Genomic DNA, 14,566 nt, shown 5'->3' on the forward strand with positions numbered 1-14,566 from the left:
TTATTAATTCATCTTACATCTTTATTGAGAGCGCTTTTTTTCTACACATGCCATTTTATTTTATTGGCTGAATCCTAAATAAAGATAAATAATTAATACGATTATTGCGGTAACAATGGCATAAGGCATTTGCGTTCTGATGTGTTCAATATGATCACAATCGGTTGCCATTGAAGCAACAATGGCGTCGCTAGAGATTGGTGAAGTCATATCACCAAAAATCGAACCGGTAATCGCTGCGCCGATCATTAATTCGGTAGGCATGTTGACGGAAAGCGCTAATTGCACCCCAATAGGGATCATGATAGCAAAAGTTCCCCATGAAGTGCCGGTTGCTAATGACATAATGGCACTGATTAAAAAAATAAAAGCTACCGAAAACCCTGCCGGCAATAAGCCACTGGAAATTTGTGCAATGTAAGCACCAGTATTTAGATCGGCAGAAACATTGCCCATTAAAAAAGCTAAAATCATGATTGAGCTAATTTTGATCATACTAGCGTAGCCGATATAAACTTCCTTAAAGAAACTTTCGATCGTTAAAATGCGGCGGGCTAAAAACCAGATAAAGGAGACTAAAGTACCAAACATCACTGCCCAGTAAACAGAGGTCGAACCACTGCCTTTAGTAAACTCGCCATGACCGGTAATATAAAGAGCGATAGGTACCATTAAAACCGTTGCCAGAATAGGAATAAAAAAGTTCAATACAGTGTTAGTTGCTGGATGATCAATGACGTCTTCATCAGAAATGGCAGATGGCTGATGCGTTCCATGTTGATTGGCAATAGCTTTTTGTTCAGCTATTTTCATCGGACCCCAGGAGTAATCGGTAAGGATATAAAATAGTACTGAGGCTAATGATAACCAAGCCATAATATTATATGGCATAGCGGTAGCCAGGATTTCAAATGGTTCGCCTGAAATAAAACCTTTAGAGATTTGTACGCCAATAACCCCCATCATAGCAGCTCCCCAACCATTGATCATAACAGAAGAACATACAGAGACACCTGACGTTTGAATAATATAGGCCATTTTCTCTGCGGAAACCCCATAATAGCGGGCAATATTTTTAGTAGAAGCGCCAGCGACTAATTGATTAATCGAACTTTCAATAAAAATGATTATTGAAATAAACATGGCTAGTAGTTGGATTGCTTTTTTATTTTTTATTAAACGCGTTTTATTGGTTAGCAAGTGCACTAAACTTCTCACCCCACCGGTCACGCTAATTAACCGCATAATTCCGCCAATCAATAAAATAAAAATAATCGTTTGTGTATTACCGGGGGAGGCAAAAGTAGCAATGATTCCGGTCAGTGTCGCTTGAATGCCTAACAAAATATTGTGATCGTTAATCACGGTATAACCAACTAAAATACCTATCAGTAACGATAAGATAACTTGGCGTGTCATTATCGCGAGTATAATAGTGATAAGTGGCGTAATTACTGTCCAGATCCCGTAGTCATTCATTGCGATACCTTGTCTCTAGCTGTGTATTAAAAATTAAGTGCTTGCTCTAAATCGTTAAGTAGATCATCAATATCTTCTATCCCTACAGATAAACGTAAGGTTGTATCGTAAATGCCCATTTTGACTCTTTCTTCTTCCGTCATAGCGGAGTGGGACATAGTTGCTGAATGATTTACCATGCTTTCTACCCCACCTAATGATTCGGCCAAAACAAAATATTGCAATTTATCGATAATATTTTTTACATTTTCTCGATTACCATTAATGTTAATTGTAACAACAGCGCCACCAGTTTTCATTTGTGTCTGACAAATAGGATACTGCGGATTATCTGGCAGCCCTGGATAGTATATATTTTTGATATTACGATGATTATTTAAAAATTCGGCTATTGCCAGTGCATTAGCGCATTGTCTTGTCATGCGAAGATCTAAAGTTTTTAATCCCCTTAATGCTAGATAAGCATCGAAAGGAGAAGCAATAGCACCGATGGTTGTTTTAAGAACATCAATTTTATTGGCGATGGTGGATTGATTAGTGATGACAGCACCACCGATTAAGTCTGAGTGTCCGCCTATGTATTTACTGGTAGACAACATGACGATATCAGCGCCTAATACAAGGGGTTTTTGATTCCAGGCGGTGGCAAAGGTATTATCGACACAAGTTAAGATGCTATTTTCTTTTGCCAACTGACAAATTTTACCGATATCAACAAGTTCTAATAGCGGATTAGTTGGGCTTTCTATCCAAATCATACGGGTATTATTGCGTAAATGGTTTTTAACTAGTTGGAGATTATTGAGATCAATATAATCGACTTTATGACCACTTGTTTCTTTTATTAGTTGTTCGAATATACGGTAAGTGCCACCATAAACCCCTCGCATGGCAATAATATGCGAGTTTTTTGGTAGTAAATTTAATACTAGTAATGTTGCCGCGACACCAGAAGCGGTTGCGGTGGCATAAATACCCTTTTCAATATCGGAAAGTAATGTTTCGTATGCATAACGCGTTGGATTTTTAATTCGTGAATAGCTATATTCACCATTTATATCAACATTTTGTTGAATAAAACTACTTACTGTGGTGATAGCGGGGAAAATAGCATTATTTGTTTTATCAAGCTGCTTCCTCCATGAATTAAAATAGTGGAAAATTTTGCCATTATAATCCTTATATTTTTTCTAATCAGTGTTAATTCATTATATGACAATAAGTATAGTTGTATAAATGGATAGAATAACAATAAATTCGTGACAAATGAAAGGAACTACTTGATATATTTATTTACAGTATATAACAATATACTAAATATAATGCTTGCATTTGATCAAAAACAAATGGTTTATAATTATTATTTTTTTGCTATTTTGTGACATTAAGTGACTGAAGATGTAATGTTTATAATAATATAGTTGAAAATAAGAAATATTATAGTTTAAAGATAAATAAAGTTTAGTAATATTTATGTTAATTATTTATGTTTTTAAAAATAATTTTTTCTTTTCTTTTGTTTTATTAAATTTTGCTATTAATTTTTATATAAAAAATAATTAAATATTTTTAACAAAAATAAAATATTGTTAGATTAATATTTATATGATATAGAATCATAATGTCAGTTTAGTTTTACAGTATAAAGTTTTTGTCGATAATATTAAATTATTTACCATTTATTGTATTAGATAAAATAGTCAAGTTTTAGCATTATTTTAGTATTAAAATCTATCAATTATAATTGGTAAAGATAAGTATCATAATTAATAAGTGCTTAAAGAAAATTAAAAAAATCTTCAAAAGTTAAATTATAAGTCTCACTAGTAGGAAAGTAGTTGTTTGTTAGATAGTCGAAAATAGTAAAGAGTGTCTGATCCATATATAGGGCTCGAAATATTAGTTATTAAAATTTAGTTTAGTTTTTTACTAAAGAAAAAATAATTGATAACGAGAATTAGCATATTAAAAGATATTGAATTAATTAGTCGCAAACAAAAATCTGCGGCATATATCAGATATAAAATTATTGCTATAATTTTGTATTGGAATGGATTAAAGCATCTTATATTCATTTTGTCTAAAAAATAAACATAAATAGATTGAAATATCATTAAAAATATTTAATAAATTACTGTATTAGTCATTAGATTAATGTTGAGTGTAAATAATAAATTTATAACAATAGATATAATTTGATAAAAATATTTAGAACAAAATAAATTTATTATCAAATTAAATATCAAAAAAGAATATTTTATTGTAAAGCTGCAAAAAAATTTATTATTAGATAATAAAATGTTTAGTTTTAGTTAAATCAAGGAATAAAATATTGATTTAAAATTAAATAAATATTATTTATGTTTATTTTTTGATAATTAAATGAGGTGTTAAATAATATTTTGCGTTATCAATTAGTTATCAATATGTTTGTTTTTTGATAGTTTTAGGCTATCAATAATGCGGAAACGGATCGATAAAAACAAATTGCATAATTGAGCTAATATGACTTTAATCTTTTCTTGTAATAGAGAACTATTATAATATATTATTATACTTCTTATATATTTTATTATTTAAAAATCATACTGATGCTTGTTTCATCAGCGGAGTTAAGTAATGGAATTAAAAAATTTAAATTTATTCATATTAGTGGTAAGAGTTGTTTAACCTTCAATCATTTTATTTAATGTAAATAATAAAAAATCTGTAGAATAATAGATAGTATAGTGCAATTTTATTATGGATACCATTTTCAAGGATGGCTATTAATTAGACTATTAAATAGAGTCGTAGAGAGGATGCTTATTATGATACATCGAGATTTAGTTTTTCAATTTTTAGATTATCGATTACATTGCAATGAAATGCTGATGAAAAATGGAGAGATTATTGCAATTCCACCCAAAGAATTAAGGGCATTGAGTTGTTTAGTAGCTAATAGTAAAAAGATTATAAAGAAAGATGATATCGTTGCTTATGTTTGGCAAGGTGGAGAAGTAAAAGATGAATCTGTTGTTCGTTGCATATATTCCTTACGAAAATTATTTAAACAGGAAAATTTGATTATAACTATTTATGGTAGAGGATATTGCTTTAATGGTGATGTAAAACTTATTGATTCAGGTGCAAGGAATGATTATCTGTACGAAATTCCTAACCACGATAAGCGGCAAAGTGGGCATTATATGCAAAGTATTGGCAGAATATTACCTGTATTTAAAGAGGGTATTTGTTCTTCAAATTCAATAAAGGATAGTTTTCAGCGCTTAACATTGAACATTAAATGTAAATAGTCATGATTTCGTCATAATTTGGTTGTGATCTTTGTCTTATTTTAAGGTTTAATGGGAACGTGTTTTTTGCTAGAAGCTGGTTTCATGTTAAGGAGCAAGTTTTGCGGCAGAGTGAATCTATGTGGTTAAAATATGACGAAATTTTATTAGAAAATCCAGTTCTTTATTATATTACTGCAGTAACTAAAACAGAACTTCGCATTAGTTCAAAAAAAAATCAAGAAATTTGCTGTTTTGATATTGGAGAGAGTGGGATCATGATGATTTTACCTTCAAAGATAGATGTTTTATCAGGTGAAATCAGGTTAAAAAAAGAAAATATCTTACATTTAGCTAAAATGCAGGCTTTTATTGATAAAGCAAATAATCAAATTCATAATTTTAAAAATAATTATCTTTCTGCTTTTATTAATTTTAATTTTGATACTTATAAAAAACAAAAAAATCTTGAATATTGGTTTTTGAGTCAACAAATTAATAAAGAGAAAAAGGCAGAAAGGTTTTCTTCTTTATTACGCCAAAATGAAGAATATCGTATAGTCCGTTTTCTGCTCGAAGAATCGATGTTGGAAGGAAACCAAAAATTACAGAAAATGAGTATAAAATATGGATTATCTGTATCTTATTTTAGGAAACTAGCAGGCAATGCATTAGGTAATTCTCCTAAAACTGAGTTAAAAAAATGGCGGTTGGTTAATGCGTTATTAGATTTGAATGATAAAAATCATAATATCACACAAATAGCTTTTAAATATGGTTATTCCAATTTGTCTCATTTTTCTGATGAAGTGAAGAGTTTTTTGGGGATAAGTCCAAGCCGGTTAAAAAGATACTATCAAAAGAAAGGGGCTAGTGTCATCAATGAAGAGATTACAGATAAAAAAAGATAGCAGTATATTAATTTTTTTTATGTTTTTAAATTTCATATTATTGTCAAGTTCTGAAGCTGTATCAGAGCAAAGTATTGAATCAGGTTATATTGCTAAAAATGAAACCATAAGTGGTGTTTTTGATGCTCTATCTTCGGTTATTAATAAACCAATCGTCGTTAGTCAGCTTGCAATAAAAAAGAAAATAACAGGCGATTTTGATCTTAAATATCCCCTTGATACTTTAAAAGATATTACTCAGCAACTTAACTTGATGTGGTATGATAATGGCCAAGTAATATATATTTGTGATGCGATTGAAATGCGTAATACGGTTATTACTTTACATAATACAACAATTCAAGAGTTAAAAAATTTTTTAAAAGATTCAGGTTTATATGATAAACGTTACCCATTACGTTCTGGGAGTAACAATCGTTTATTTTATATATCTGGACCACCAGTCTATATTGAAACAATAATTAATACTACACAGTTTTTGGATGAAACTACTACAGGATTTGATGGCCGAGAAAAAATAGCAATTGTGCCATTATATAATACATTTGTAGAAGATCGTCATTATCAATATAGGTTTAATGATATTATTATTCCAGGAATGGCATCAATAATAAATAAATTGATGGATGCATCAAGTAACAATATTTCAAAATTAAAAAATCATACGCAAAAAAAAAATCAAGATGAATTAGTTAATCAGAACAATAATTCATATCTAATAGATGATTTACCGTTAAATAAAGGCACAGTTTCTATTATATCTAATCCTGGAAATAATAGCTTATTAATAAAAGGTAATAAAGAGCAAGTAAATTATCTACGAAAAATTGTAGAACAGTTAGATATAATCAAGAGGCATATAGAACTATCGGTATGGATTATTGATATAGAAAAAAAAGCACTTGATCAGCTCGGTATAAAATGGAGTGGTGGCGCTAAAATTGGGCAAAAATTAGGTATATCACTAAATGCAGGAACAAGCACTATTGATGGAGCCAGTTTTATGGCAGCTATATTTGCATTAACAAGGAATGATAAAGCAAATATTGTTTCTAGACCAATGGTGCTAACACAAGAAAATATTCCAGCAATATTTGATAATAATCGAACTTTTTATACCAAATTGATTGGTGAAAGAGCGACAGATTTAAAAAATGTTACTTATGGTACCGCGATTAGTGTATTACCTAGGTTTACTATTAATAATCAAATAGAAATGATGATTACTGTTGAAGATGGTAGCCGCGGAGGGCAAATAACCGATCATTTACCAGAAATAGGTCGAACAAATATTAGTACTATAGCTAGAGTTCCTCAAAATAAAAGTCTGTTAATTGGTGGTTATACGCGTGACGAACATAGAAATATAGAAGAAAAAATACCATTACTTGGTGATATCCCTTATTTAGGTAGTCTATTTCGTTATAATATTGAAAAAAAAGATAGTTTAGTTAGAGTGTTTCTTATACAGCCTAGAGAGATTATTAATCCTTTAAGTACTAGTGCGGAAAATATTGCTAAAAAAGTCAAAGAAGATAAATTTGATAACAAATTAGAAGATTGGATGTCAAATTTTCTGAGTAATCATTGATGAGTAATCATTGATGAATAATAACATAAATAATTCTTATAATATGGTGCAGCATATGCAGCGCCATAGACAAAAATTAATTATGGAAAAAGTGAATGAGCAGGAAAAAGTGGATCGGCAGGAAGCATTCGATGCTGAAAGCGAGAGTGAAGTCGAAGAAAGATATCAATATAATCAAAAAAGAAAAAAATTAGGTAATGAACAAGGGAAAGTACTATTACTATCGCAAATTAGACAGCGAAGAGAATTAATTAGAAAAACTGAAACAGAAAATTATAATGAATTTGACAATGTTTTAGATGATGAAATCGATCAAAAAATAGATAAAGTAGTAAATATTTTATCTAGGGTCGATCTTATTACAAAACAATTAGTAGGACAGCTTAGAAAGTTAATAACTGATGATAGTGATTTAGTGATTGTATTACGGACGTTAATTAGGCGTAATCGGCTGCATGAAAAAAATAGAAAAAAAATTATAGATGTATTAAGTTATGTAGAACAAACCACCAATAAAAAACGATTAAAATCAGGAATTAATGCTGCACTTAAAGCACGTATATTTAGTTCTAAAATAGATGTTAAACCTTATTTATTGCGTGAAAGTTATAGACAATTTATTGAAACAGATTTGCCTGAGATACAAATTTATGGTAGCTGGATTTCAACTTATGGAACACAAAATCGAAAAATAATTTTACAGTTCATCGAAAATGCAACTATTACTGATATTAATTCCAATGATCCCAGTTGTAGTCGAATTGAATTTGGTAATCTATTGTCAAGATTAAATCAGATAAAGACAATAAAATCATGTGATGAATTCTTTGTTGAATCTTTAATTAACTACTATAAAAGTAAAGCAATTCTCTTTCAGGAGTTGAATATAGCATTATTTTTTATTGGCGCACTTGAGGAACCTAATGCAACAGGGGATTTACTAGATTTATTATTAAAAGTAGATAGTAGCAATGAAGATAAAGGAAAAATAACTCAATTAATATATAATTTAGTGAAAAAATTACCACTATATATTTTCATTAATGAAAATGATAAAGAAATAATAAAAGATCAGTTGATAGATAAATTAAATACTTTTTTTCATATAAGATAGTATAAATCACTATAATAATTGAGTAAATATGAATAATTTTCTAAATGAAATAAAAAGACATTCAGAACTGTTTGTATTAATTTTAGTTTTTATCATCATTTCAATGTTGGTAATTCCTTTACCTACCTATTTAGTTGATTTTTTAATCGCATTAAATATTATTTTATCTGCACTAGTATTTTTATCTTCCTTTTATGTAAATAGAATACTAAATTTTTCATCATTTCCTGCTATTTTATTGATAACAACGTTATTTAGATTATCGTTAACCGTCAGTACAAGCCGATTAATATTAAGTGAAGCTGATGCAGGGGAGATTGTCGCTGTATTTGGACAATTTGTTATTGCTGATAATTTAGTTGTAGGGTTTGTCATTTTTGCCATAGTGACTATTGTACAGTTTATGGTTATTACTAAGGGTTCAGAACGTGTTGCCGAAGTTGCTGCTCGATTTTCTCTTGATGGTATGCCAGGCAAACAAATGAGTATCGATGCTGATCTACGCTCTAGTATTATTGATGCGGAAGAAGCTAAACGTCGCCGTAGTGTGGTCGAACGGGAAAGTCAGCTTTATGGATCCTTTGATGGTGCAATGAAATTTATCAAAGGTGATGCAATTGCTAGTATTATTATTATCTTCATAAATTTTATCGGTGGTATTAGTGTTGGTATTAGTCAGCATCATATGGATTTTTCGCATGCTTTGGCTACATATACGATTTTGACGGTAGGTGATGGATTAGTTGCACAGATACCTGCTTTATTAATAGCGATTGCGGCAGGTTTTGTGGTTACCAGAGTTAATGGTGATAATGAGAACTTAGGCAGAACGATAATTAACCAATTATTGACTAATCCCTTAATTTTGATTATTTCAGCAATTATTGCACTGAGCATTGGTAGTTTACCTGGTTTTCCTTTTATTGTTTTTTTATTGATTTCGGCAATATTGGCTAGTATCTATTATCTTCAATTTAAAAAAAATAAACCAAAGAAAGAAGATACAACATTAATTGCAAAGAATGAAATAACGGATTTGGAAATAGATAATCAAGGGGTAATCAATAAAAAAACAAATGAAACAATCCCTTTAATTTTGGTTGTTAATAAAAGCGTCTTTGAAAAATTAAAGAAAGAAAATATTTCTGTCAAATTAAAGAATAATTTTTATTTAGAATATGGAATAAATTTACCTGATATAATAATAAGTGATTCTGATGATTTAGAAGAAAATACCATATTATTATTGATTAATGAAATAAAAGCAGATCAATTCTATGTTAGATGTGATGGATATCGTCTTATTAATAAAACAGATGAAATTGAACATCTTGGGATCGAAAAGATTACTATTAATAATGATTTTTGGATAAATGAAACGGATTATGAAAAAATAAAAGAAATAGGTTATTTATGCCGTCATTATATAGATGAAATTTATTTTAACATAGCCAATATACTGACTCGTTATGTACACGAATATTTTGGTATACAAGAAGCTAAGCAAGAAATTGATAATTTAGAAGAAAGATATCCAGATCTTATTAAAGAAGTCGTAAGACATGCAACTATTCAAAGAATAGCTGAGATATTACAACGGCTAATTAATGAAAAAATATCAATAAAAAATATGAAGTTAATTATGGAAACTATTGCACAATGGGCACCAAAAGAGAAAGATGTTATTTTACTTGTTGAACATATCCGTAGTGCATTGGGAAGATATATTTGTCATAAATTTTCGCGAGGAAATAATTTAAACGTTATTTTATTATCAAATGAAAATGAAGAGGTTATTCGAGGTAATATTAGGAATACCTCGGCCGGTGCATTTTTGAATTTAGAACCTAAAGAGTCTGAATATTTATTAGATAAAATCTCAATAGCATTAGATAGTCTGCCTTTATCTTATAATGATTTCGTAATTTTATGTTCAGTTGATATTAGAAGATTTTTAAAAAAATTTGTTGAAAACAAATTTAACAATGTAGATGTTATTTCTTTTGGTGAATTAACAGAAACGGTTTCCGTAAATGTATTAAGAACGATTTAAAGCTAAATGGAGAGAGTATGCATATTGATATTGCCTTATTAGTTCGTGATGCACTGGTACATAGTGGTTGTGATAAAAATTTAATTTCTGATTTTGATGGACATTCCACGATTACATTAGAATTTAGTAATTCATTAGATATCAATATAAGTATTGATGATAATTATGTATGGTTGTGGAGTCCTCTTTGCGAAGAGGAAAGTAATGTGATTTATCAATTAAGCGAAAAAATATTAAAAAAATTAATGGAAGAATGTCAATTTACCGTGACTAAACAGTTACAATTAATTTCTCGTAATAGATATATTAATTTGGCTGGCGTTGTATCACCAACATATTTAGCCGATGGAGCAGGCTTTTCTGCCGCATTGGAGGAATTTTTTCATTTAATAAATAATTATTCAGAGATGCTTCATTAATGAATCAAATCACTTTAAGCCATAGAATATATAAGATTCAGTCTCTATTAGGAACAATGATTGAGGCCAATATTGCTGATTGTGAAATTGGTGAAATTTGCCATATTCATAAAAATTGGCGCGATACAAAAATTATTGCTAAGGCACAAGTTCTTGGTTTTCGAAAAGAGACTGTAATACTAGGGCTAATAGGTGAATCGATAGGGATCTCAAAAGAGAGTGTCATTATTCCATCAAAAGAACATTTTAGCATAAAACTTTCATCAAATTTATTAGGTTGTGTCATTGATTCAATGGGACGCATTGTTGAACGTTTTAAAGAAAACAGTGACTTATTAACTAATGAAAAGCGTGGTATCAACCAAAGTCCACCAAATTATTTGCAAAGAAAACCAATACAACATCCCTTTGTAACGGGTATTAAAGCGATTGATGGGCTAATCACCTGTGGCATTGGTCAACGATTAGGTATTTTTGCTTCTGCTGGATGTGGAAAAACTTCACTGATACATATGATGATACAGCATGCTAGCGCAGATATTTTTATTATCGCATTAATAGGTGAGCGGGGTCGTGAGCTGACTGAATTTGTTGATACGTTGAAACAAACTGGTTATATCGATAAATGCGTCATTGTTTACGCGACTTCTGATTACTCTTCAATCGATCGGGTAAATGCTGCGCTGGTTGCCACAACAATTGCTGAATATTTTCGCGATGCTGGAAGTAACGTAGTACTATTTTTAGATTCAATAACCCGTTATTCAAGAGCATTACGCGACGTAGCATTAGCTGCGGGAGAACCACCCGCCAGACGAGGGTATCCTGCATCTGTATTTGAAGCCTTACCAAAATTATTGGAGCGGCCGGGGCTTACGCAAAAAGGGGGAATAACAGCGTTTTATACTATATTATTAGAAAATGATGACGAGCCAGATCCGATTGCAGAAGAGATCCGTTCTATTCTTGATGGACATATTTATCTAAATCGTAAGTTGGCAGAAAAGAGTCATTATCCTGCTATTAGTATTTTACAAAGTATAAGTCGTGTAGCTTCTCAAATATGTGATCAGCAACATTTGAGTCATGTCGCTCAAGTAAAAAAAATCTTAAGTAAAATTGAAGAATTGAAAATATTTATCGATTTAGGCGAATATAAAGAAGGTGAAAACCGTGAAAATGATGAAATGTTATATAAATATAACAAAATAAATAATTGGCTTATACAGTCTCCTGATGAAAAAAAATCTTTTGAATCAATAAAACAGGAGATGTATGAGATTTTATCGTAATGTAAAAAAAAGGCATACTCTAATATGTCAAAAAATAAATCAGAACGATATTTTACTGCAAAAATTAGATAATAAGATAATGATATTAGAAGATGAAATAAATGAAATTAATAAAGAAATCTTATTTATAAATAGCTTATTGACAGATATTAATAATTTAGGATTTTTATCAAAAGAGGAATTATTAGCAATAAAAAGAAAACAAGCTGTATTTAATCATCAATTAATCGATTTAAAACTGGAGAAAGCAAAAAAGGAAGCTACCCATCAGGCTATTATTTTAGAAAAAAAAGAAAAATTAAATATTAAAAAAAATTTACACATGAAAAATGAAAAGTATATTTTTTTGTTGAAAAAAGAAATGGTTAAAATTATTCAAAGGAAGTATCTTATTGAAGAAAATGAAATAGAGGAAGTTCTTTATGCCAAAAGTAAGCTCAATAAAAATTTATAATATGCAATCAAAGCAAAATAGAACATGCTCATTAGATGATATTATTAAAGAGAATATAAAAAATAATAAATCATTATCTCAAATTGATTTAACAAAAACTAATGATTTTGATTTATCAAATGATAATGCTATTTTTTATGATCATAAATATAAAGATGAAATTGATGAAGTTGATTATCCTAGAAATATTAATGAAATTAATTTGTTAATAAAAAATGAAGAAAAAGATAGTGTAATAGTAGATAATGAAAGTTATGATATGTCTTTAAAGTTATCTGAAGATAATATAAAAAACATTATAACAAGTAATCACTCAATATTTAACGATTTTGCAAATGGGGAGGAGATAAAGAATGATAAATTTAGCAATCATAAAAATTATATTTCCACTGATAAATTATCTAGCCAAATACACTTTATAAAATATGAACATAGCCTTATAAAAAAAGAAAATACTATTAATAAATTAAGTATCAGTAATCCTGTTGATGCTAGTTATATAACGACTTTAGTTGACACTATTGATTTAGGATCTCGTGGACAGAACAAAAAAAGTAGCGTAAATAATTTATTTCACAATCAAGAAATAAATTTAACAGCCAACTATGAAACAATACCCGTAAGTTATAAAAATAGTAATGATTACGATTATCATAATACATTTTTGTTATCTAAAAAAACATTTAATAAAAATATAGAGTTACCCTTATTTGAAAATTCACTAAAAAATAAAAATATAAAAAATAGCTTTATTAATAGTAATGAAAATAGAGAGTTAAAATATTATTTTAAAAAATGGGGAAAAACACATTATGTGGATATAAGTATAAGTAAGAATTTAGAGCATTATCCATTATTTAGCTTTTGTCCATCAGATTCATTAGTTGATAATAGAATTCATAACTATTTAAATAGTAATAATAGTTGTGAAAAAAATTTTTTCATTATAAAACAAGATAATAAAGATGAAGATAATGAAAAAAGTGATAAATATCGAATAGTTTCCGAGGATGAAGAATGATAAAAAATTATTTTCCTATAAAAAGCCACAAGGAAATTAATTTTAAACAATTGTTAATTTCATGGCAAAAAAAAGGAATTAGTCAAAAAAAATTTCCATTACCAAATGGAGAATTTTTATTATCTTTTTTTACTGATAAAAATTGGAAAGGGATCATAGACTTAAGCGAATGGTTAGAATTAATAAAACCAGATTTAAATGGTTTATCTAAGTATGCCTGGAAATTTGAAGAATTAGAGGCTCTTTTTTTAAATAGCTATACAATAAATGAACTTTTACCTTATGAATTAGAATTTAATGTCATATATAGTAATGGAAAAGTTAGTTGTAATGATAGCGATTATAAAAATATTATAGCTATGCTTAGGACAGATTATGGTAATATATGGATCCATGATATTGATAATAACTTGAATGATGTAAATAAATTAGAAAAATATAAATGTGATCATATCCCAGTGGAATTAATTTTCAGAATGGGTTTCAGTAATATAACTGCAATAACTTTAAATAAGATTAATGTGGGTGATATTTTATTTGTAAATCAGCAAACGTATGATGTGGTTATTCAGAACAAAGTTATTGGTCATTTTACTAACGATAATGGTGTTTATATGGTAAATACTAATTTTTATGATGAAAGTATTGATGATACAATCAATGAGGATAATATTCTAATTGAGTCTAGCAATAAAATAAGATCTAAAGATGATATTCCTATTACCCTTGAATATATTTTACAAAAAAGCAAAATTCCTTTATCCGAATTAGAAAATATTTTTCAAGGTAAAGTATTACCATGTGACTTAGCAGCAGAAAATAATGTTAAAGTTGTTGCTAATGGAGTTTTAATTGCAAAAGGAAATATAATATGGATTGAAGATAGATTAGGTGTAGAGATCACTCATTTATTTCATAACGAAAAATAAACAATTACTAATATTGAGAGTAAAAATA

Annotated in this window: 12 protein-coding genes; 10 read left to right on the plus strand and 2 right to left on the minus strand. The window is 28.9% G+C overall.

What is annotated here, in order from left to right:
• Window positions 1-60 precede the first annotated feature (60 nt).
• Both QE177_RS03375 and QE177_RS03380 read right to left on the minus strand, forming a co-directional pair.
• Complete coding sequence (locus QE177_RS03375; RefSeq protein WP_280551330.1) at window positions 61-1,479, minus strand: Na+/H+ antiporter NhaC family protein; 1,419 nt, start codon at window positions 1,477-1,479, stop codon at window positions 61-63.
• 26 nt (window positions 1,480-1,505) lie between these two features.
• A complete protein-coding gene (locus tag QE177_RS03380) occupies window positions 1,506-2,642 on the minus strand; it encodes an aminotransferase class I/II-fold pyridoxal phosphate-dependent enzyme (RefSeq protein ID WP_348519925.1) in 1,137 nt (378 codons plus the stop codon).
• 1,647 nt (window positions 2,643-4,289) lie between these two features.
• On the opposite strand from QE177_RS03380, the gene QE177_RS03385 reads away from it, so the two are divergent.
• From QE177_RS03385 to QE177_RS03430, 10 genes are all read left to right on the plus strand, one after another.
• Entirely contained in the window at window positions 4,290-4,775 is a 486-nt protein-coding gene (locus QE177_RS03385) for a winged helix-turn-helix domain-containing protein (protein WP_051296971.1), read from the plus strand.
• A gap of 101 nt (window positions 4,776-4,876) precedes the next feature.
• Window positions 4,877-5,665, plus strand: coding sequence for a helix-turn-helix domain-containing protein (locus tag QE177_RS03390; RefSeq protein ID WP_280551331.1), 789 nt, complete (start codon window positions 4,877-4,879; stop codon window positions 5,663-5,665).
• The gene (gene sctC, locus QE177_RS03395; protein WP_280551332.1) at window positions 5,637-7,256 is read left to right on the plus strand and encodes a type III secretion system outer membrane ring subunit SctC; all 1,620 of its coding nucleotides are present in this window, start codon (window positions 5,637-5,639) and stop codon (window positions 7,254-7,256) included. Before QE177_RS03390 ends, sctC begins: the two co-directional genes overlap by 29 nt.
• A 13-nt stretch (window positions 7,257-7,269) precedes the next feature.
• Window positions 7,270-8,370, plus strand: a complete 1,101-nt coding sequence (gene sctW / locus QE177_RS03400) for a type III secretion system gatekeeper subunit SctW (protein ID WP_280551333.1) — start codon at window positions 7,270-7,272, stop codon at window positions 8,368-8,370.
• 28 nt (window positions 8,371-8,398) lie between these two features.
• Window positions 8,399-10,423 (plus strand): EscV/YscV/HrcV family type III secretion system export apparatus protein, encoded by a 2,025-nt coding sequence (locus QE177_RS03405; protein ID WP_280551334.1) that lies wholly within the window; start codon window positions 8,399-8,401, stop codon window positions 10,421-10,423.
• Between the two features lie 17 nt (window positions 10,424-10,440).
• Window positions 10,441-10,842, plus strand: coding sequence for an SPI-1 type III secretion system chaperone SpaK (gene spaK / locus QE177_RS03410; RefSeq protein WP_280551335.1), 402 nt, complete (start codon window positions 10,441-10,443; stop codon window positions 10,840-10,842).
• The gene (gene sctN, locus QE177_RS03415; protein WP_280551336.1) at window positions 10,842-12,134 is read left to right on the plus strand and encodes a type III secretion system ATPase SctN; all 1,293 of its coding nucleotides are present in this window, start codon (window positions 10,842-10,844) and stop codon (window positions 12,132-12,134) included. The genes spaK and sctN overlap by 1 nt, the downstream gene beginning before the upstream one ends.
• Complete coding sequence (locus QE177_RS03420) at window positions 12,118-12,588, plus strand: hypothetical protein (protein WP_280551337.1); 471 nt, start codon at window positions 12,118-12,120, stop codon at window positions 12,586-12,588. The genes sctN and QE177_RS03420 overlap by 17 nt, the downstream gene beginning before the upstream one ends.
• A complete protein-coding gene (locus QE177_RS03425) occupies window positions 12,557-13,609 on the plus strand; it encodes a hypothetical protein (RefSeq protein ID WP_280551338.1) in 1,053 nt (350 codons plus the stop codon). The genes QE177_RS03420 and QE177_RS03425 overlap by 32 nt, the downstream gene beginning before the upstream one ends.
• A complete protein-coding gene (locus tag QE177_RS03430; RefSeq protein WP_280551339.1) occupies window positions 13,606-14,538 on the plus strand; it encodes a FliM/FliN family flagellar motor switch protein in 933 nt (310 codons plus the stop codon). The genes QE177_RS03425 and QE177_RS03430 overlap by 4 nt, the downstream gene beginning before the upstream one ends.
• The last annotated feature ends 28 nt before the right edge of the window (window positions 14,539-14,566 follow it).

The organism is Arsenophonus sp. aPb (assembly GCF_029873475.1).
Taxonomy (GTDB): domain Bacteria; phylum Pseudomonadota; class Gammaproteobacteria; order Enterobacterales; family Enterobacteriaceae; genus Arsenophonus.

Excerpts from the sequence above, each read along its gene's own strand:
- QE177_RS03375 (WP_280551330.1), bottom strand. The coding sequence starts at position 1,479 with ATGAATGACTACGGGATCTGGACAGTAATTACGCCACTTATCACTATT.
- QE177_RS03385 (WP_051296971.1), top strand. The coding sequence starts at position 4,290 with ATGATACATCGAGATTTAGTTTTTCAATTTTTAGATTATCGATTACAT.
- sctC (WP_280551332.1), top strand. The coding sequence starts at position 5,637 with ATGAAGAGATTACAGATAAAAAAAGATAGCAGTATATTAATTTTTTTT.
- sctW (WP_280551333.1), top strand. The coding sequence starts at position 7,270 with ATGAATAATAACATAAATAATTCTTATAATATGGTGCAGCATATGCAG.
- QE177_RS03405 (WP_280551334.1), top strand. The coding sequence starts at position 8,399 with ATGAATAATTTTCTAAATGAAATAAAAAGACATTCAGAACTGTTTGTA.
- spaK (WP_280551335.1), top strand. The coding sequence starts at position 10,441 with ATGCATATTGATATTGCCTTATTAGTTCGTGATGCACTGGTACATAGT.
- sctN (WP_280551336.1), top strand. The coding sequence starts at position 10,842 with ATGAATCAAATCACTTTAAGCCATAGAATATATAAGATTCAGTCTCTA.
- QE177_RS03420 (WP_280551337.1), top strand. The coding sequence starts at position 12,118 with ATGAGATTTTATCGTAATGTAAAAAAAAGGCATACTCTAATATGTCAA.
- QE177_RS03425 (WP_280551338.1), top strand. The coding sequence starts at position 12,557 with ATGCCAAAAGTAAGCTCAATAAAAATTTATAATATGCAATCAAAGCAA.
- QE177_RS03430 (WP_280551339.1), top strand. The coding sequence starts at position 13,606 with ATGATAAAAAATTATTTTCCTATAAAAAGCCACAAGGAAATTAATTTT.